General features: G+C 43.6%; 16 protein-coding genes and 2 tRNA genes. All 18 read right to left on the reverse strand.

Annotated elements, in window-relative coordinates:
• Positions 1 to 40 precede the first annotated feature (40 nt).
• On the reverse strand, positions 41 to 2,062 hold the full coding sequence (locus CTER_RS23875; RefSeq protein ID WP_004629859.1) for an amylo-alpha-1,6-glucosidase: 2,022 nt from the start codon (positions 2,060 to 2,062) through the stop codon (positions 41 to 43).
• Between the two features lie 18 nt (positions 2,063 to 2,080).
• Positions 2,081 to 3,406 (reverse strand): gluconeogenesis factor YvcK family protein, encoded by a 1,326-nt coding sequence (locus CTER_RS23880; protein WP_004630209.1) that lies wholly within the window; start codon positions 3,404 to 3,406, stop codon positions 2,081 to 2,083.
• Complete coding sequence (rapZ, locus tag CTER_RS23885) at positions 3,403 to 4,278, reverse strand: RNase adapter RapZ (RefSeq protein ID WP_004629774.1); 876 nt, start codon at positions 4,276 to 4,278, stop codon at positions 3,403 to 3,405. Before rapZ ends, CTER_RS23880 begins: the two co-directional genes overlap by 4 nt.
• Before the next feature lie 107 nt (positions 4,279 to 4,385).
• Complete coding sequence (gene murB, locus CTER_RS23890) at positions 4,386 to 5,300, reverse strand: UDP-N-acetylmuramate dehydrogenase (protein WP_004629911.1); 915 nt, start codon at positions 5,298 to 5,300, stop codon at positions 4,386 to 4,388.
• A gap of 45 nt (positions 5,301 to 5,345) precedes the next feature.
• Positions 5,346 to 6,068, reverse strand: coding sequence for a phosphatase (locus CTER_RS23895; protein ID WP_004629928.1), 723 nt, complete (start codon positions 6,066 to 6,068; stop codon positions 5,346 to 5,348).
• A gap of 118 nt (positions 6,069 to 6,186) precedes the next feature.
• Positions 6,187 to 7,140 carry an HPr(Ser) kinase/phosphatase gene (gene hprK / locus CTER_RS23900; protein ID WP_004630114.1) on the reverse strand — a complete coding sequence of 318 codons (954 nt, stop codon included), beginning with the start codon at positions 7,138 to 7,140 and terminating at the stop codon, positions 6,187 to 6,189.
• 416 nt (positions 7,141 to 7,556) lie between these two features.
• Positions 7,557 to 10,004: a sodium-translocating pyrophosphatase gene (locus CTER_RS23905; protein ID WP_004629847.1), complete on the reverse strand. Its 2,448-nt coding sequence runs from the start codon at positions 10,002 to 10,004 to the stop codon at positions 7,557 to 7,559.
• A 258-nt stretch (positions 10,005 to 10,262) separates the two neighbouring features.
• Positions 10,263 to 11,252: a CBASS cGAMP-activated phospholipase gene (locus tag CTER_RS23910; RefSeq protein ID WP_004629938.1), complete on the reverse strand. Its 990-nt coding sequence runs from the start codon at positions 11,250 to 11,252 to the stop codon at positions 10,263 to 10,265.
• 240 nt (positions 11,253 to 11,492) lie between these two features.
• Complete coding sequence (locus CTER_RS23915) at positions 11,493 to 12,770, reverse strand: hypothetical protein (protein ID WP_004630168.1); 1,278 nt, start codon at positions 12,768 to 12,770, stop codon at positions 11,493 to 11,495.
• Between the two features lie 136 nt (positions 12,771 to 12,906).
• Positions 12,907 to 12,980: transfer RNA gene (locus tag CTER_RS23920), tRNA-Gly, on the reverse strand.
• A 7-nt stretch (positions 12,981 to 12,987) separates the two neighbouring features.
• A tRNA-Gly gene (locus CTER_RS23925) sits at positions 12,988 to 13,062 on the reverse strand.
• Positions 13,063 to 13,148: 86 nt separating this feature from the next.
• Positions 13,149 to 13,880 carry a DUF554 domain-containing protein gene (locus CTER_RS23930; protein ID WP_004630073.1) on the reverse strand — a complete coding sequence of 244 codons (732 nt, stop codon included), beginning with the start codon at positions 13,878 to 13,880 and terminating at the stop codon, positions 13,149 to 13,151.
• A gap of 61 nt (positions 13,881 to 13,941) precedes the next feature.
• Complete coding sequence (locus CTER_RS23935; RefSeq protein WP_004629659.1) at positions 13,942 to 15,282, reverse strand: CCA tRNA nucleotidyltransferase; 1,341 nt, start codon at positions 15,280 to 15,282, stop codon at positions 13,942 to 13,944.
• Between the two features lie 140 nt (positions 15,283 to 15,422).
• Positions 15,423 to 15,821, reverse strand: a complete 399-nt coding sequence (locus CTER_RS28975) for a hypothetical protein (protein WP_004629857.1) — start codon at positions 15,819 to 15,821, stop codon at positions 15,423 to 15,425.
• Positions 15,822 to 16,190: 369 nt separating this feature from the next.
• Entirely contained in the window at positions 16,191 to 17,054 is an 864-nt protein-coding gene (locus CTER_RS23945; protein ID WP_004629810.1) for a TerC/Alx family metal homeostasis membrane protein, read from the reverse strand.
• 299 nt (positions 17,055 to 17,353) lie between these two features.
• Positions 17,354 to 19,354 (reverse strand): glycoside hydrolase family 31 protein, encoded by a 2,001-nt coding sequence (locus CTER_RS23950; protein WP_004629923.1) that lies wholly within the window; start codon positions 19,352 to 19,354, stop codon positions 17,354 to 17,356.
• A 58-nt stretch (positions 19,355 to 19,412) separates the two neighbouring features.
• Positions 19,413 to 20,249 carry a carbohydrate ABC transporter permease gene (locus CTER_RS23955; RefSeq protein WP_004630111.1) on the reverse strand — a complete coding sequence of 279 codons (837 nt, stop codon included), beginning with the start codon at positions 20,247 to 20,249 and terminating at the stop codon, positions 19,413 to 19,415.
• Position 20,250: 1 nt separating this feature from the next.
• Positions 20,251 to 21,150 carry a carbohydrate ABC transporter permease gene (locus CTER_RS23960; RefSeq protein ID WP_004629629.1) on the reverse strand — a complete coding sequence of 300 codons (900 nt, stop codon included), beginning with the start codon at positions 21,148 to 21,150 and terminating at the stop codon, positions 20,251 to 20,253.
• Between the last annotated feature and the right edge of the window lie 26 nt (positions 21,151 to 21,176).

A 21,176-nucleotide genomic window follows, 5' to 3' on the forward strand; every position in this document is an offset into this window, starting at 1 on the left:
ATCAGCATTGCCTCCCGCTGCCAAGCTCATACTTCACGCATCAATCAAGCCCCGCATCTTCAATGGCAGCCCTCAGTATTTCGGCCACGCTCCAGGCCTGAGCAAAACAACCCCTTGGGCGGTGCGGGCTGCTGCCGTCAAAAATTTCTGAAATATTTCCTACTCCGGCATCCCTCATATGATCTGCAAAGGGCAGAATAAAATCCAGAGCAGCCTTTCTTGCTTCAGCCGTATTCCCGTTGACTCTGACATAGGCCTTGATGAACCTGCCCAGAAGCCAGGTCCACACAGTTCCCTGGTGATATGCGCCATCCCTGCTCCACACGTCGCCGGAGTATACTCCCCTGTACTGCCGACTGTCCTGAGACAGAGTCCTCAGGCCATAAGGCGTGTACAGCTCCTTCCATACCTTTTCCACAACACTCCTGGCCTTATGGCCCTCCAATACCGCATGGGACAGTCCCACGGCAAGTATCTGGTTGGGCCTGATGCTGCCGTCGCTGCCGGCTTCATTAACCACATCGTACAGGCACTGCTGCTCCTCATTCCAAAACACCTTTTCAAAGGAGGCTTTTGTTTTTGAAGCCGGCTCCAGGTATACATCCCTGTCCGTAAACTTTTGTGCCAGTTCCGACATTATCATCAGGCCGTTGTACCACAGGGCATTTATCTCCACTGCCTTCCCGTGTCTGGGGGTGACCACCCAGTCTCCCACCTTTGCGTCCATCCAGGTCAATTGGGTATTTTCATTTCCGGCTGTTATCAAGCCGTCACCTGTCATTGCGATATCATATATGGTTCCGTTCATAAAATGCTCACATATATTTTTCAGGCAGGGGTATATCTCCTCTTTGATAAATTCAAAATCCCCGGTATATTTCAAATAGCTGTTTACTGCCTCAAAATACCACAGGGCTGCATCCACACTGTTGTATGCGGGCTTTTCACCATCGTCGGGAAACATGTTGGGTATAAGTCCGTAATCAACATATCTTGAAAAGGTATACAAAATCTCCTTAGCGTCGGCAAACCTGCCTGTGGTAAGGGTCAACCCTGTAAAGGCTATCATTGTGTCCCTGCCCCAGTCGGTGAACCACGGGTAACCGGCAATTATTGTGCTGGCCCTTATGGAGTTTCTGTAAACGATAAAGTTATCTGCGGCCAGCACCAGCTTTTTGACCAGACCGGATGAATAGCCTGTTCTTTTTAGCAGCTGTTCCATGCGGCCCATCCGGTCGGATATGACCCGCACCGCGTCTGAAAGCTGTTTTTCGGGATTGAATGCGTCCTGCATCTCACCGGACAGGCCAACTCCCTCACAGCAGGAAGCCGTAAAAGCAACGGTTTTGCATTCCCACGGGTTCAATTCAACACTGAAAAAACCGGGGATGAAATGATCCTCCATGCAGTCAAGTCCCCGCTCCTGCTCAAGTGTGTAAAACATATTGTAAAAGTAACAATCCTCCAGCTTCCTGATTTGTCCTCCGCTCACTCCCATGCGGAGGCTGACGGTCGAACCGGCAGGATAAACATTTATTTCGTTGCCGATGATTTTTGTCACAAAATCAAGATTTTCTTTAAGACTCCTGTGGTGATGGTCCCTGAAATTGACCAGCGGTGTGAGTTTGAGAGAAGCCTTCCTGGAGCCGTTCCTTATTTCGTAGAGCACTGCCGTGGTATTCTCTCCCTGTTTCATTGCTATTTTTTTCTTTATGACAATATCCTCATGGTTAAAGGTGAACTCTGGAAAAAAATCGTATTTCATCCTTGTGAGCCTGTCATAGCCGTGATTTATGTACTCTTCATTATTAAAGCCCTTTGTCATGAAAGAGGACAGGGATACCTGACTGCCGTCGGTGAAAATTATATCCTCAAGCAGGTTTGACAAAAGCAGATATCTGCTTGTAGGAGGTTTGAGAGCTCCCACCAGCAGGCCGTGATACCTTCTGCTGTTGGAACCGATCAGGGATAACGAGGCATAACCTCCCGTCCCGTTTGTCACTATCCATTCCCTTTCACTTCCCTGATGAAAATCATACCAGCAGCTTTTACCAAACTCCATTAACTCCACCATTTCCCGTTACCCGATTTTATTTATCCTGTCCCTGGAGTAGTAATAATCCAGGATTCTTTCCTTGTCTTTTGACAGCACCAGATCTGAAACCAGCTCTATTATTTTCTTTGCCAGCTTGTTGGAATCATGTCTGACATAATTGTTGGTTACTGCTTTAAAATCACCTGTGATCAATTCTATTCCCATTTTTTCAACAACCTCGGAATCAACCTTCACAAGCTCGGCACCGTCCTGTCTGTATCTCTCATTTAATTCCTGGGGAATAGGTGCGGTATTTACAACACAGAAATCAATAATGCCCTTTTTGGAGTGTTTTTCAATGGCCCTGATGTGGTCACTGAGTGTATACTCCTCGGTTTCACAGGGCTGTGTCATAACATTGCAGACGTAGACCACAATTGCCCTGGTTTTGAGCAGGGCCTCACAGACCCCTTCCACCAGAAGGTTTGGAATTATGCTTGTATAGAGGCTTCCGGGGCCCAGAACAACTATATCTGCCTCCATTATGGAAGCAACCGCTTCTTCCAGCGGTCTGACATTGGACTGATTAAAAAAGACCTTATTTATCCTTGCCCTGCTTTCCCGGTTTCTATGCCCGATATTGTGCTCGCCCAGTATGGTCTCTCCGTTTTCGATCTCGGCGCACAGTCTGACGTCATCAAGTGTTATGGGAAGTACCGTTCCTGTAACGGCAAGTACGTCACTCATCTTTTTGACGGCCTCTTCAAAGCTGTCGGATATCCCGTCCATGGCAGCAAGAAAAAGATTGCCAAAACTCTGACCCTTGAGCATTCCGTCCTGAAACCTGTACTGAAGCAATTTCTGCATGATGGGTTCGGTATCGGCCAGCGCCAGGATACAGTTTCGAATATCGCCCGGAGGAAGCATGCCCAGATCGTCTCTCAGCATACCCGAACCGCCCCCGTCATCAGCTACCGTAACAAGTGCGGTAAGGTTTGAGGTATATTGCTTCAGACCCCTGAGCATTGTGGAAAGTCCTGTCCCTCCGCCAATTGCAACAATTTTGGGGCCCTTTACCAGAATCCTTTTTTCATGTAAAAGGTTGCTCAAACCCTCGGCATTTAAAGTTGAACTTATATTTCTGTGATTAATGTCTTTTAATATGGAATTTATCAGGGCCTTCAATGAGCCCAAAACAGTTACAACTCCCGCACAGGCCAGCAAAATCATTGAAATAATAAACAGAGCGCCGTAACTGTGATACTTAAGCACCAGTATAATAGCAAAGCATATTAATGACAGGCCCGCAACAAGCAGCAAACTCCACCTTCTAATTCCAAAACCCGGAATCAACAAATCAGAAGCCCTCATTTTCCAACCCCTCTACCATCTTTCTCTATATCCCTGTGTTCAATAATAACCCTGTGCAGCTTGGCTTCAAGTCTTCTGAACAGCTCGTCGGCTATGGCCACAGACCTGTGCCTTCCGCCGGTACAGCCTATTCCGATATCAAGCTGCGATTTACCCTCCTTGATGTAATTGGGAATGAGAAAATCCAGCATATCATCAAGCTTTTCAAAAAATGTCTTTGTCTCGGAAGCCTCAAGTACAAAAGCCCTTACCATATCATCCTTGCCGGTTTTGTGTTTCATGGGCGCAATGTAGTATGGATTGGGGATAAATCTCACATCAAATACCAGATCACAGTCGGTGGGTATCCCGTATTTGAAACCAAAGGATAATATATTGATTATAATGCCCTTGAAAGTCTTTCCCTCTACAAAAATACTGTTGATCTCCTGCTTAAGCTGCCTTGTTGCAAGTGTTGAAGTATCTACTATATAATTTGCCTTTGATTTTATTGTTTCAAGAGCTTTTCTTTCCTCCTTGATCCCCTTGACAAGACGGCCTTCCGGTGACAGGGGATGCTGTCTCCTGCTCTCCTTGTACCGCTTGACCAGCACATCGTCATCTGCTTCGAGGAAAAGAATTTCGTAAGAGAAACCCGACTGCTTCACCTCATTAAGTGCCGGAAACAGGTCGTGGAGCAATGCACCGCCTCTTATATCAATAACCAGTGCAATTTTTTCCATTTTGCCTTCACTCTGTGCACTTATTTCAGCAAACTTCGGTATCAGCGCCGGAGGCAGATTATCCACACAGAAAAAGCCGATGTCTTCCAGATATTTAGTTACAAGGCTTTTCCCAGCCCCGGACATTCCAGTTACTATTACGAATCTCATGTCTTTCGAGCCCCCATATCTTCTGTATATATTATCCTATACCGTCACTGTTATGGCAATGTATATTAAGGAATGATCAAATAATAACTTCCCATTTCTTGAAATAATTAAAAATCTCCTATAATTCTTATTTCAGGTTCCAGCTGTATGTTAAATTTCTGATTTACCGTGTTTTGTATATGTTTGATTAAATTAAGTACATCGTGACAGGTTGCATTTCCCCGGTTGATTATAAATCCGCTGTGCTTGTCGGAGATTTGAGCTCCTCCAATGCCAAAGCCCCTCAACCCGCTGTCATCTATCAGCTTCCCTACAAAATGTCCTGCCGGCCTTTTAAATACACTCCCGGCGCTGGGCCATTCCAGGGGCTGCTTATCCTTGCGTTTGAAATTAAAATCATCCATAAATGCCTTTATTTTTTCAGGGTCGTCTTTCCTTAGCTTTAGCCGGGTTTTAAGAACTATTCCCTTTGATCTTTGGATCACACTTGATCTATAGGAAAAACAATGTTGTTCTCCCCTTACTGTTTTAATATTTCCTTCCCTGTCCATATATTCGGTCTCCTGGACAACCATGGACATCTCGCCCGTATAGGCACCGGCATTCATTGTTACGGCTCCTCCCATAGTCCCCGGGATTCCTTCTGCAAACTCCAGACCCGAGAGTGAATTTGCCAGGGCTATTTTAGCTGCCCTTGCTATCAGTATTCCTGCTTCAAATTCCAAAAATTCATCCTGCACGGTATAATTTTGAAGATTGTCAAAAATCTTAACAACCACTCCCCTGATGCCCCTGTCTGAAACCAGCAGGTTTGTGCCGTTGCCCATAATCATATATGGCGTGTCCGAGCTTGCAAAGTACTTGACCATTTCCCCCAGCTGAGCCGTATTATCAGGGATTGCCAATATATCAGCCGGTCCTCCGATTTTAAACGATGTGTGCCCGCTCATAAGTTCATTAATTAAAACTCTTTCTTCTCCCAATAATGAAGTAAGCTTTTTAACCAATTCTTTATTATCCAAATCTCAGCACTCAACCTTTCTAAAAGATGAACAAACGCAATTCATTCATCTCTTTATTCTGTTCTGCCTTTCCAGCAGATAATCTTCCATTTTTTCAACAGAAGTGGTTATGACCAGTTTCTCAGGCATATCGACTTCTGCAATCAATCTTTTTACATTTTCAAACTTTCCGATATTAAAGCTTATATGTGCATCACTTCCGGTTGTTATCCTGACACCGTATTCTTTGCACATGCGCAGGATTTCCCTGCAGTTGTTTTCACTTCCCTTTCTGACATAAAAGGAATGGTTGTTTATTTCTATGAGCTTGTTATTTTCTTTTGCCGCTTTTACCACCTTTTCGATATCTATCTGGAACTGGGGATTTCCCGGATGTGCCAGAACATCGATATATGGATTTTCCAGTACTTTTATTGCAGCCCTTGTATGGTTTTCTACAGTTGAAGGAACTATACATATGTCGTGAAAACTTGCCAGAACCAGCTCCAGCCCTTTTAAATACCTACGGGGCAAATCCACTTCTCCGTCATAGCTGACGATGTTCAGTTCCACACCTTTTATGATGCGTACCCCGTAGAGTACCTGGGGTATTACTCCCAAATTTCCGAAATGGTACAAAAATGGTGCCCCGTTCATTGCCGGACCATGATCCGACATATTTATCATCTTTATCCCGTTTTCATAAGCTTCCCGTGCATTTTCCTGAATTGTGCTGTATGCGTGCCCGCTTGAAATTGTGTGCGTATGTGTATCTGCTATTAAATTCAAAATGTACCTCCCTGACCTTTATAATAAATGGGACTGCTGTAAAACAATATGGATTAATGCATGTGATACAGATGTTTCTCTGCATACATTAATCCCAAGTTCCGCAGCACTCCCGTTTTCAGTCTTTAAAACCCGTATCCTTGTATTCGGTGGATTTGTTGATGTTGCCCAGAACTCGCTCACTGAGTACCTTGGCAGCATTGTATCCCATTTTCTTCTGTCTGTTGTTCATTGCGGCAACTTCAACTATAACTGCCAGATTTCTTCCCGGGCTGACTGGGATTGTCAGACAGGGAACCGTTATGCCCAGTACTTCGGTAAATTCCTCCTCAAGTCCAAGCCTGTCATAAACCTTTTTATCATTCCAGTGTTCAAATTTCATGACCAGATTGATATTTTCAGTCATTTTAACCGAACCGACACCGTAAAGGTTCTTCACATCAAGTATACCTATACCCCTTATTTCTATAAAGTGCCTTATTATATCCGGTGCCGTGCCCACAAGAGTTTTGTCGGACACCTTTCTGATCTCTACGTTGTCATCGGCCACAAGTCTGTGTCCTCTTTTTACAAGTTCAAGTGCAATTTCGCTCTTACCCACTCCGCTTTCTCCAAGAATGAGTATACCCTCTCCATAAACTTCCACCAGAACTCCATGGGTACTGGTTCTGGGAGCCAGCTGCAGGCTGAGGTATCTGATGACTCCGCTCATGAATCTGGAAGTGACATCATCCGTTCTCAGTACGGGAATATTATACTTTCTGCCCACTTCTATCATCTCCGGAAATATTCCCAGTCCTCTGGCCACCACCATGCAGGGGAAACCACATTTGAAAAAATTATCCAGTCTCCTGTAACGGTCTTCCTCCCTCAGCTGCATCAAATAGGCAGTCTCTCCCTTTCCTATTATCTGCATCCTGTCGGTGCCGAAATACTCCATATATCCTGCCAGCTGTAAACCCGGTCTGTTTACGTCGGCCGACGAAATCTCTATATTTTCATAATCCTTGCAGCCTGTGAGTTCTTCCAGCTGAAATTCTTCCATAATCTCTTTTACCGTTACAGAAAACATATTAACCTCCATGAGCCGCAATAACGGCCACAAAACTGTAATGAAATCTCTTCACTCCCTCACCCGCTGTAAGGCGAATAAAGGAGGTTAATTGGCCATGTGCGCTTTCAAAGTATTGAGAAATACTTGAATATTTCGCACAGCCATAAATTCTCAGGTTAGTTTGGAAGACGAGCGTTAGCAAAGTCTTTCAAGTTAACCTCCATGAGCCTACTTAATTATCTCCTAAAATACTTGCATTCAATCCCTAATATTATATAATACCGGCCGGAAAAAGAAAACACGGCATTTTAACCAATTTTGGCGAATAAGACTGTATAATATCCTCGTCCCAACTTCAAAAATGGATCGCTCACAAAGTGCATGCCTGAAATTTCAGGCATGCACTTTTAATGAAGCTTCCCATTTATGAAATACTACTTCCTGCGTTTTACATTGATCCTCATTTTGTAGAACGAACGCCATACGAATACAAGGGCGCATGCCAGGAAGGCTATTCCCACAAAGGGCGCAACATCCTTGAAAGACTCCGATATGGCTATTTCCATGGCCAGCAGTCCAAACAGGGTAGTGAACTTTATTATGGGGTTGAGCGCTACTGAAGAGGTGTCCTTAAAGGGATCACCCACCGTATCTCCAACCACCGTTGCGTCATGGAGTTCGGTGCCCTTTTGCTTCAGATCCACCTCCACCACTTTCTTGGCATTGTCCCAGCAGCCGCCGGCATTAGCCATAAATATCGCCTGGTAGAGTCCAAACACTGCAATTGATATCAGGTATGAAACAAATAATGCGACCGAATCCGTTCCGCTCCTGGGTGCGGACAGGAATGCAAAAGCAAGCGCAAAGGAGAAAATTGCTATAAAGATATTGAGCATTCCCTTTTGTGCATACTGCGTGCATATTTTTACAACTTCCTTTGATTTATCGGTTGCAGCCCTCTGATTTGCATCCTCATCAAGCCGGATATTCCGCTTGATGTACTCCACCGCTCTGTAGGCACCGGTGGATACCGCCTGGATTGAGGCCCCGGTAAACCAGTAAATTACCGCTCCTCCGCACAGAAAACCTAAAATCGTATATGGGTTGAGAATATTCAAAACCTGTTCCGGTTTGACACCCAGAACATTTTGTATTACCAGTATCAGCGAGAATATCATTGTGGTCGCCCCAACAACAGCAGTACCTATCAATACCGGTTTTGCAGTGGCCTTAAAGGTATTCCCGGCACCGTCATTGGCCTCAAGGTAATATTTTGCATTTTCAAAATCAGGTTTGAAGCCGAAGTCACGTTCAATTTCCTGTTCAATCTCGGGAATGGTCTCAATGAGCGACAATTCATATATGGACTGCGCATTATCAGTTACAGGCCCATAGCTGTCCACCGCAATTGTTACGGGACCCATTCCAAGAAAACCAAAAGCCACAAGCCCGAAAGCAAATATGGACGGGTAGGACATAATATCTGCAAGACCGAACTTGCTGGCCGAATATGCAGCAAACATAAGCACGATGAAAACCATGCCCTTCCAGAAAGCACTGAAATTACCGGCTACAAGGCCCGAAAGAATATTGAGGGATGCTCCGCCTTCCTTTGAAGATGTCACAGTCTCATTTACATGTATTGATTTCGGGCTTGTAAATATTTTTGTAAATTCGGGGATAACCGCAGCACCCAGTGTACCGCAGCTGATTATTGTCGACAGTACAACCCACAGGTTCCCGGCCTTGTCACCGATTTCGGTACCCGGGCCTATCATGATAAAGCTTACCATAAAGGTTACAATTATGGACAGTGCCGACGTAATCCAGACAAGACTTGTCAGCGGCTTTTCAAAATCAATGTCGGGCAAACCTCCGAATCTGATTTTACTGAAAAGTTTATTGATATAGAAGGCCGCCACCGAGGTTATGATCATCAGAACACGCATGGTAAATATCCAGATGAGCATATCGCTCTGCAGTTCACCGGTTACAGCCAGGACTATAAAGGTTATCAGTGCCACTCCCGTAACACCGTATGTCTCAAACCCGTCGGCAGTGGGTCCGACACTGTCGCCTGCATTATCGCCGGTACAGTCTGCAATAACTCCGGGATTGCGGGGATCATCCTCTTTAATCTTGAAAACAATCTTCATCAGGTCCGAACCGATATCGGCAATTTTTGTAAAGATACCTCCGGCTATACGGAGTGCGCTTGCACCAAGGGATTCGCCTATTGCAAAACCTATAAAGCTTGCACCGGCCAGTTCATTGGGAACAAATCTCAGTATGATAAGCATCATAATCAGTTCAACGCAAATAAGTATAACCCCAATGCTCATTCCCGAATCCAGAGGAATACTCAGCAGTTTTAACGGCTTTTTCTCCAGGGATGAAAATGCCATCCTGCTGTTTGCCAGAGTGTTCATACGTATACCGTACCATGCCACGCCGTAGGAGCCCAGAATACCCACAACCGTCCAGGCCAGAATAAGTATTACTCCCCCGACTCCTTTCTCCTGTAAAAACCCAAAATAGAACGCAATGCAAATGCCTATGAATACAAGCAGCAGTGCCAGGAATTTACCCTGCTGCACCAGGTAGGTTTTGCATGTTTCATATATTGTATCGGCCACATCCAGCATACTCTTGTGTGCTTTTATTTTTTTTACCCGGATAAATTGAAACAAACCGAACAGCATCCCCAGAATACAAACCAGCATGCCCACGTAAAGCAGATTGTTCTGACCCCTGGATAATTCGGGCGTTACCAGATCTGCTTCACTGGCAAATGCCGTAAGAGGAATAAAAGTGACTATCAGAATACTTGTCAATAGTACCTTAGTTGATTTCTTCAGCAACCTTATAAGTTGTGAATACATGTACCGTCCCCCTTTTACCGAAACGGGGGATAGCAAAACCAAAAACCTTTTTTTCGATAAAATGTCAGCGAAAATATAAGTGCATTATTATTTTGCCATCCCCTGAAAAAATTTGTACAGTATATTCTATAAGGAATGTATCCACAACATTCTGGTTTCCATGAAATAATTTTCAGACATTATAATTAAATATGATGAATTATCTCGTACAAGCTCTTTTGATGTAGAAATAAAAGACACCCTTAAAAAGACAGAGCATCAGGTCTCACATAAAAGCTGCTGGCAGAGCTTCTCCAATTTTCCGTTTCTCTGCCATTCCTCTATTGTTTTTTGACCCAGAAGCTTCAGCTGGTGTATATTTTCCTCGCTGGCATCATCCATCCCCTTGCCCAGCTCAGTCAGACTTGACTGTATCCTGTAATACCTGCTATCGGTAAGCAGCTGACGCAGCTGATAATCAACAGTGTTGCTGACCCCGTCAAACACGATGCCCAGCATGGGCTTTGCCCAGTTTATCAAGCCCCAGTCCCTGGCCTCCTCATAAGGAATTGCCCTGCTCAGTTCACCCGTACCGAGTGATACCAGCATAATGTCAGCCTGGCTGCCGAACATGACCTTCGCCTCGGCAAAGGCGCACATGGAAGGATTGTTGGCATAAACACCTCCATCTATAAATGTATAATAGTCGGCACCTTCCTCCTGGTTCAAATTCAGCTTAAAGGGTTCAAAATATGTAGGAGCCGCCGAACTGGCCCTTGCCACCTGCCACATGGGAAAATTGTAGTTAGCCTTCTCAGGTTTTTTTGCATGGCAGCTCTTGAAGAAAAACGGTGTTCTGAGGCCTATCTCATAAGCCGGAACTAAAACAGGTGTCAATGCTTCCGCCAGCATTGACTCACCGAAAAAGTCCTTTAAAACCGACTCTATTCCCGAGGATTTATACCTTTCGTCGGTTACCCCATCCAGTGTTGCTATTTTGTGAAAAATATTGGTGGAAAATATCTTGTTTCCCTTATCGGCGTAGAAATTGACCAGCTGTCCGGCGGTGTATGCAGGCATATCTTTATTGTCCGCGGACGGCATTGCCAGGGCCAGTGCCATTATGGACCCGGTTGACGTCCCTGCAATAAGGTCGAACATCCGGTATATGGGTTTTGAGGTCATTTCCTCAAGCTTTGCCAGTATCATGGCAGGAATTATTCCTCGTATTCCGCCTCCGTCAATCGATAAAATTCTTACTTTTTTCATATGCAGCTCCCTTCCGATGCATTTTAAATTAATGCGCAAAGCATTAAACTTAACCGGTAGTGCTGTAAATTGCCTCTCAGCTTTGCATTGGCACAGTTTATGCTGATTATGCAGGTACGCGAGTACAACTTACAGTTTATAATTTTACATTATCTTACTGCAAAAAAATAGTACTTTTCCCATATAAAGTACTGCAATGATATCTTGCACAAGAACGAATATCTAATTTATCTTTTTGTGCTAATTTAAGTCCAATTTACTCACGCCAAGCGCATGGTGATTCCATAAGGTATCCTTGACCATCTCCGATTTGTCCTCGGAGCAGTCAATAATCAGAACGACCTCTGTTGCCTTTTTATAATTTTGTCTGTTGTCATTATACTTTCTTAATAAAAGCAGTTTGATTATCAGACCTATTGCAAAACCCACCACCAAACCCACGAGACCCCAGAATATCGGGCCTAACTTCAGCACAAATCCATAAATAGTCCCAAAGAGCATCAAAATGGTTCCAAAAATAGTAGCCAGGTCTATAAGACTCAGGCCGTCCGACTGATGTATTGTGTCAAAAAGCTTCCTTTTTTCATTTCTTTTGTCCATGGGTACGGCAAGAATAGCCTCTTTGGTGATCCCATTCATCTGTATGGCCGTTATTGCTTTTTCCAAGTAAATCGTATGCTCAAAAGTAGATACAATATACACCTTATCACCTCTAGCCGGGTTAGTATTCCCTGGTATGCAAAAGCCGTCGTACTGATAATGCTTTTTTAGAAATTTAGCCTGTTCCCAGTCAAACAGTTTATTGTTCTCCACGGTATTTACATAGGCATCATACATTCCGAATAAATATACCGAGGATATGTTCAGCGTCCAATGTTCATCAAGAATATTCTTTGCCTGTTCAAATTCTCCAAGAAAAGTGAGATGTATTGCCGGAAGAGCCTTTGAATAGTAAAGTATAGCTATCCACCATCCCAATGTAAACAAGGCATTTACAAGCCTGTGGAGGTAGAGCTGTCCCACCCCTGGCATGAGCAACGACCAGAATGCTGCCACCCACGGTTGTCTCTTGTCGAGATAATTTATTTCCAGAGAGTTGATTCTGAAACTTTGAATTTCGGCATCTTCCCTTGCTGCAAGAACATAGTTGTTATTAACATCAACTGTGGTTCTGTAGCTGTCCCAAATGGCAAAAATATATACTGCATTATAAAGCAGAAGCCATCTGGTGTCCAATACCTCTTTAGCCAGCTGATATCTGCCTGTAAAAGTATAGAGTATTGCTAAATTGATATGGGCATTTAAATTGATAACCACTTCCCATATAAACAGCACAAAGCCTCTTAAATATTTCGCCAGCAGGATATGCCCGAGTCCGGGAAATGCCGCAGACCACCACGCTATAACGCAAGGATTCCGCAGATGAAGCTGCGATGTACCTAAAATTCCTAAATAGGCAATCTGACGCCTCGATGAACTACCGGTTGATTGCTTGTTCTTTGATGTATTAATGTTCACTGGGCTTACTCCCTATTTTTTTATTTCATTAAATAATTTTCCCCAGCCTGATATTTTTATCCAATAGAAAAAAAGAAATTTCGGTACACTAAAAAACCGTTCATTATAATGTTAAACATTACAATAAACGGTTTCTTGGAGCGGGTGATGGGAATCGGACCCACGCAATCAGCTTGGAAGGCTGATGTTCTACCATTGAACTACACCCGCGGGTATATGGAGCGGGTTAAGAGATTCGAACTCTCGACTTTCACCTTGGCAAGGTGACACTCTACCACTGAGTTAAACCCGCATCACTATCACGCAAAAGTTATTATAAAGGGCCTGGTCCATTTTGTCAACCATTTTTCTCAAAAATTTATTTTAAATTCCTTTATGTCAAATGCCTGCCAGACTCCGGATGATATAATACACCAGGGGTATAAATACTGCCGGGAGAAGATTTCCCACGTTTATCTTCCTTATCTCCAGAAGATTTATTCCTATTGCAAAAATCAGGATTCCTCCTACCAGTGACATTTGAGAAATAACCGCATCGGTGAGCCAGGGTTTTATAAAGCCGGCAAGCAGGGTTATGCCTCCCTGGTAAATAAATACCGGTATGGCCGAAAATGCAACCCCCACACCCATTGTAGCAGCAAAAACAACGGCTGAAATACCGTCAAGGATTGATTTGGCAAACAAGGTGGAAGGATTGCCCGAAAGACCGTCCTCCAGGGCACCAACTATAGCCATTGCCCCCACACAGTAAACCAGACTGGCCGTGACAAAACCTGTGGAAAATGATCCGCCTTTTGCCGGAAGCTTGGATTGAAACCACTCTCCCATATTTTCCAGCCTCTCTTCTATCTTTAAAAGCTCTCCTATAACTCCTCCGATTACAAGACTGAATATCATAAGCATTATAAACTGCCTGTCCAGCTTGTTTCCGTCAATTATAGTCAGCATTTCCTTTATGGTGCCCGATATTCCTATAAACAAGACAGAAAGACCAATTCCCTGCATTACAATTTTTTTATATTTCTCAGGTATACCGCTTCTCAGCAGGGTTCCTGCCATTCCGCCCACAATAACCGCTCCGGTATTCACCAGGGTTCCAAGTCCAGTCAAAATTTAACACTCCCCATAAAATACTAATATTAATACTGTCTGTATCTTTAATCCAACACAATTAAAAGAACGGGATACGTTGTTTTGCCAGCTCTATCAATTTCTCCTTATCGTTCAGTTCAGGGTTTTCCAGCACCCGGTCGAACAGGTAGCCCAACATTTCCCCCACTTTCCGGCCTGGCTCCATTCCCAGAGAAATTAGGTCATCTCCGTTCACAGCCATGTCGGAAAGGCTCAGGCATTGCCCTTTATCCTTGATTTCCTTATAGATACGTTTTATATTATCCAACTTTACAAGCCTTTTGTCCAGATAAACAGGATTCTGACCCATTGCATCGGCCCTCTGAACCTCCAGAAGACTTAAAAACAAGTCCTCTCCAACCTTATTTAAAACCTTTCTGATTGACTTCCCGGTGTCAAAAATATCCACATCATGGTATCTTACCAGCGTCAGTATTTTTTTTATGGAAAGCTTGTCCAGGCGCAGATTGTTCAGAATGCTATCCGCCATCCGGACGCTGACCTCCTGATGTCCGTAAAAATGGTCAATGCCCTGGTCATCGGTTGTCCTGCTGGAAGGTTTTCCTATGTCATGCAGCAGCATGGTCCATCTCAGAATACTGCTGTCCGGAATACTTTCCACTGTGTGGATTATATGTTCAGCAACATTGTATATATGATAGGGATTATTTTGCTCGGTGTGATAGCAGGCTACAAATTCCGGCATTATATGTTCCAGAAGTCCTGAATGGTATAATTTATTGAAACAGGACGGGTTCTGTGAAGTCAGTAGCTTATCTATCTCCTCCCTTATCCTCTCCCTGCTGATATTTTTAATCAATCCGGAATTGCCGGATATTGCATCAAAAGTATTTTTTTCTATTTCAAAGCCCAGCTGTGCACTGAACCGGATTGCTCTCAGCATTCTGAGGGCATCCTCCTGAAATCTTGCCCCGGCATTTCCCACCGCTTTTATTTGCCTGTTTTTTATATCCTGCAGTCCTTCAAAATAATCCACCAAGCCTGTCTGATAATTATAGGCCATGGCATTGACTGTAAAATCACGTCTGGCAAGATCCTCCCTGAGGCTGGCTGTAAAGCTGACATTATCCGGCCTTCTGGAATCCGAATACTTTCCGTCCACCCTGTAGGTGGTTACTTCAAAAATCTCATCCTCAACCGCAACACTGACGGTACCGTGCTTGATGCCGGTATCATAGGTTCTGCCAAAAGTTTCCTTTATATCTGCCGGCAGTGCGCTGGTTGTAATATCCCAATCATGGGGATCCTTCCCCAGGACGGAGTCTCTGACACAGCCGCCGACAATAAAAGCCTCAAAACCCTTTTCATTAAGTTTATTGATGATATAACCTACACTTCCGGGATAGATTATCTTTTTCATGTGCTATACATCCGCCTCTGCTTTATAATCCGCCGCCTGCTGCAAGCCGGGTCCTGCCTTTATCTCCGGACCCAATTTTGCATTTGACTTTTTACTATGTAATTTTATCACAAATTACCTGTGTTAATACACCTGTCTTTTTACATATCAAAGGAGGAATTGGAGCTCAAAGTGTTATGTACAAAAGCTGTAATATTACTTACAGGTATAATAGCCACCGATCCCACAGAAGCTTTTTTGTTGAAAGGGCAAAGCCCGCAGAAAAGAATATTGCCATAACTGCTGCAGGCATTTCCCAGCGGGCATGCCGGAGGCATTGCCGGCAGCATCAGAAGTTTTATATATGTGGGGGTACTGCCGGTCAAAACTCCTGTAAAACCCTTGCCCACTTCGCCCCCGGCGTTTACAAATACCGTTACCGTCTGACCTGTAAACTGTCGGAAATCCATATCAAATACTGCCTTATTAGCCTCCTTGACCGCCGGAGCATCTTTTGCATGATTTGTAACGTTTTCTGATTGCTTCCTGAATCGCCTCATATATAACACCCCAAAAAGAACTCTTGATTCATTATATTAAATTAATTTTTTATTTGTAACAAAAAAAAGCAGATTGAATAGTATGGTATTAGCCTGATAAAATTTGATGTTTCGAACATTTGCGGGAACTGAATTTTATCTATGACTACTTGAATTCATAACAATATTAATTTTGGAGGGAGTGTTTTTTTATGGGTGGTTTCTTTGGTGGTAAAGGTGGTTGCTTTGATGACGACTTTATATGGGTCCTCATAATTCTTGTTATTCTGTTCTGCTGCTTCTGTGGAAGAGATCGTCACGATTGCTAACAAAAAATAAACTCAGGGGTTATGTACGGCCCCTGAGTTTATTCTTAAAGCGTTCTAAAATTTACAGATCAACTTTTTTCAATTTTACCTTTTCCTTCTTTTTCTCCTGATGTTTGTTAATAAGGATGGATACAATCACACTTCCCAGCAGGATTGTAAAAATTGTCAGCAAGGAATATATTATGGGTATTTCCTTATGCCAGAACATTATCCCCAGCTTGACACCGGTAAACATAAGTATCAATGCCACGCCATACTTTACATATTTGAATTTTTCCTGCATGGCAGCCAATACGAAGTATAAGCTTCTAAGTCCCAATATGGCAAATATATTTGAAGTATAAACTATAAAAGGATCTCTTGATATTGAGAAAATGGCCGGTATTGAATCTATTGCAAACAGAATATCGGAAAACTCGATAAGCACCAGTATTGCGAAAAGAGGAGTGGCATGGAGTACATGATTTACCTTGACAAAGAACTTTTCTTCATGCATGGTATCTGTGACCGGCAGAACTTTGCCAAGGAGCTTTAAAACCTTGCTGTCCTTATGATCTCCCGCCTCATCCTTGCTTAACATCATTTTGGCTCCGCTTATAATAAGTATTATACCGAATACATATAAAATCCAGTGAATTTTATTAATAATGGTTATTCCGAGCAGTATAAATATGAGCCTGAGCACTATAGCTCCCAGTATGCCGTAATTCAGCACCCTTCTCTGATACTGTGGCTTTATGCCGAAACTTGTAAATAAGATCAGAAAGAGAAATAAATTATCCACACTCAAACTGAGCTCTATCATGTATCCACCTAAAAATTCCAGCGCCTTGTGCTGTCCTTCAATAACATATACTCCTGCATTGAAAAGTATAGCAAGTCCGATCCACAGCAAAACAAATTTTATTGCTCTTTTTGTTGACATTTCAGCCTCCTCAAATTTTTAGCAATATCAAAGGCAGCCATTCCACCTTTTTTTGCCATTTAAAACAAAATAAAAAACCCTGAATGCGTAAAACATTCAAGGTCTTGCTTCCCACTCTGGAGAATAAAGCCAGGCTATTTTAATAACCGGTTGTTGACTTTATCGCTTTTAAGCTACTCCCCTTTACTGTACTAAGTTTAGCAAAATTATTCGACTTAGTCAATCAAATGACTGTAATTAAATATATTTGCAAAAAGTAAAATAGCTATTCATCCTGATTTTGGCTGAAATTCATTCAATTATAATATTTTTATGCCGGCATTGTTTTTTACAAACAGAGGCAATGTATCAAGCGGAGCCTCCGACTCAATCCACGTACCACCCTCAAAGGTGCGGCCCGTGCCGGTTTCCGTCCAGCATGCCCCTCCGGGCAAATAAACCCTTCTCTTCCTCTCCCCCTCATAAAGTACCGGCGCCACCAGTATATCAGGTCCGAACATATATTGGTCATCGATGTCCCAGGTCCCGGCATCGGCCGGAAAATCATAAAACAGAGGTCTCATGGGCGGAGTGCCCTTTTCATGTGCTTCTTTCATCAGCCCTAAAATATACGGCCTCAAATTTTCACGGATAAGCATATATTTTTTGAATATTTCATATGCCTCTTCCCCATAGCTCCAGACTTCATTGGGTGCACCGCTATAGCACATGCCTCCCCCGCTTGTCCCAAGGGGTTCTCCTGCCGGCACCCTGTCCCCGTGCAGCCTGAATACAGGACAGAATGCACCGTACTGGAACCAGCGTATTATACATTCGCGGAATTTGGGATCCTCAGGATCTCCGCCGTGAAAACCGCCTATGTCGGTTGTCCACCAGGGTATTCCGGCCAGCCCCATGTTGAGGCCGGCTTTGAACTGGTTTCTCAGGGATTCGAAACTGGAATCTATATCCCCCGACCAGACCAGTGCGCCGTACCGCTGGCTGCCGGCCCAGGCACAGCGCAGCAGGTTTACTATATTGTTCTGCCCCTCCTGCCTCATCCCGTCGAAAAAGGTCTTTGCATACATAAGGGGATATATGTTTCCAATCCGGACATTCGGACCCAGGTGATAGCGGTAATTTTCAAAGTCATATACCGAATATTCCGGTTCGGCCACATCCAGCCAGAATGTATGTATTCCGGCGTCATAATAGTTTTTCTTTACGGTTTTCCATACAAAATCTCTGGCTTCTGGATTTGTCGGGTCATAGAAAACAGTGTCACCCAAAAAATCCATTGTTGTTCTCAATCCGCGTTCGGTCCGGACCAGGTACCCTTTTTGCAGCATTTCGGCATAGTTGTCACAGGTCTTATCCACTGTAGGCCAAACCGATACCATCAGCTCGATTCCCATTTCCTTCAGCTCTCTGACCATTCCTTCTGGATCGGGCCAGTAATCCCTGTCAAATTTCCAGTCCCCCTGCTTTACCCAGTGGAAATAGTCAATAACGATTACATCTATAGGCAGGCCCCTTCTCCTGTATTCCCTGGCCACAGACAGCAGTTCCTCCTGTGTCTGGTATCTGAGCTTGCACTGCCAGAAGCCCATTCCGTAGTCAGGCATCATCGGCACCGTACCTGTGGCCCCCGCATAAGCTTCCTCAATCTCTGAAGGAGTGTCTCCCGCCGTGATCCAGTAATCCAGCTGTTTTGTGGAAAAGGCTTTCCACTCGGTTATGTTTTTGCCGAAGGTAACACTGCCTATTCCGGGGTTATTCCATAGGAAACCATAGCCCAGGCTTGACAGTGCAAAGGGAACACTTGCCTGGGAATTTCTCTGGGCCAGCTCCAGCGTGCAGTTTTTCAGGTTCAGATAGGGATGCTGATATTGGCCCATCCCAAATACTTTTTCTTCCGGGTCGGATTCAAATCTTAGAGTCAGCTGGTAATCCCCGCCGATTATGGGCTTGAATTCCCGGGAGTCAATATTCAGCGAGCTGCAGAATTCCTTTAAATTATTACGGTTCCGTACAAATTCCTCCAGCAGGACTTTATTATTTTGATTAAAAAAGGTTACTTTTCCTCCCTCCGATACCACTGCCCTGATCCTGCCGTTTGTAATGCTGGCAGTATCGCCGTTTATTTCAATTTTTGCCGTCAAAGTCGTCTGGTGTAAAAGTGCCCAATCCTCCTGCTCCACCGCAGCCTCATTTGTGGCCCTGACACGCAGGCTGTTCTCACCCCAGGGCTCGATCCAGAGTTTTTCGGAATCATACCTGCGTATAAGTCTGTTTCCATCAATACTAAAAAAATCACTCATTTGTATGCCCTCCCAAATCTGTTTAATACATGTCAATATCACTGCCGTCAGCATGTGATCAACCTTTTACCGCCCCATTTGTCAAGCCGCTGATGATATATTTCTGCATAAATATAAAAATCAATACAACCGGCAGTATGGTCACTACCCCAAAGGCCATTAGGTAATTCCAGGCAATCCCGTACTGTCCCATAAAATTGAATATTCCGGCTGTAATTGGTCTCATCTCCTGTTTATTGATAAAAGTCATTCCATATACCAGATCCCCCCATGCAAACAGGAATGAGAAAACAGCCGCCACAATAACTCCGGGATAGGCTATGGGAACCATTATCCGCAGAAAGGCGGTAAAGTGGTTGCAGCCGTCGATTTTTGCCGAATCATCAAGTTCCTTGGGAATAGACAGGAAGTATGTTCTTAAAATCAGAACCGAAAAGGGAATCCCTATTGTACAGTCAGCAATTATGGGTGACAGATAGGTATAAAGGATTCCTGTCTTATTGAATATTATGAAAAGCGGGGTCAGTACAAAAACCGCCGGCAGCATTTGTGTCACCAGAAACAGCAGGATAAAAAGCTTTTTGCCGTAAAATCTGAATCTGGCAAGACCATAGGCTGCCGGAATTGACAGAATTGTGGAAATGACCAGCACACTTACCGAAATGACAGCACTGTTGAAAAAAGATCTGAACATATTGTACTGACCGCTTCCAAGCTGAGAAACATAGGAATCCACAAAAATCCTTTCGGGGAACAGCGACGGATGACTCCTGAATATGTCGGCTTCAAACTTCAGGGAGGTAACCAGCATCCAATACAGCGGAAAAAGGAGTACGACAGCTATTATAACTGATACTGCATTTAAAATTATTTTCCTAACCTTCCGATTTTCCATCCTACATCACCTCTTCTTCTCTGACAAGCCTTAAATAAAACAAACTGACAACGAACAGTATTAAGAATAATATGTTTGCAACCGATGCCCCCTTGCTGAAGTTGAATTCAGTGAAGGATAATTTGTATGAATAGGTGGAAAGCATCTCGGTAGCATTTACAGGTCCGCCCTGGGTCATAACATAAACCAGGTCAAATACTTTAAAGGTATATATGAAACCAAGTACCAAAACAGCCTGTATGGATTCCTTCAGCATGGGCAGAGTTATGAAGAAAAACTTTTCAAACCTGCTGGCACCGTCTATATTGGCACTTTCATAAATATCACCGGGGATGGTCGAAAGCCCGGTGGTGATAAGGATCATATTAAACGGAATACCGATCCATATATTGGCGATTATTATTGCCCACATTGCTGTACCGGAATATACAAGCCATTCAACAGGCTTGCTTATAATATGCAAATTCATTAAAAATTCGTTGATTATACCGCCATTGGCACCAAACATAAATTTAAACATAAGTGCCGTGACTGTAACAGGTATCATCCAGGCTACCATTAACAACCCTCTTACTGGCTTTGAAAAGGTAAAATTCTGATTAAAAAACAGCGCAAGAGCAAAACCGACAACAAATTGAAAAATGATGGAACCCACTGTAAAAATCAGTGTATTGGGTATAGCTGCTCTTAAAATGTCATCCCTGAACAGCTCGATATAATTCTGAATTCCCACAAATTCCTTGACCTCATTGTTAAAGGTCATAACATCAACATTCTGAAAGCCAAGGATTATATTATTAATTATCGGATAACCGATAAAGGCCAGCATGAAAAGTAACGCAGGCAGCACAAAAAAGTAACCCACGGATTCATTTCCAAATATTTTAGTCCTATGCTTCATCCAAGTCACCCACTATCTTATTAAGT

Source organism: Ruminiclostridium cellobioparum subsp. termitidis CT1112 (genome assembly GCF_000350485.1).
In the GTDB taxonomy this organism is placed as follows: Bacteria; Bacillota; Clostridia; order Acetivibrionales; family DSM-1351; genus Ruminiclostridium; species Ruminiclostridium termitidis.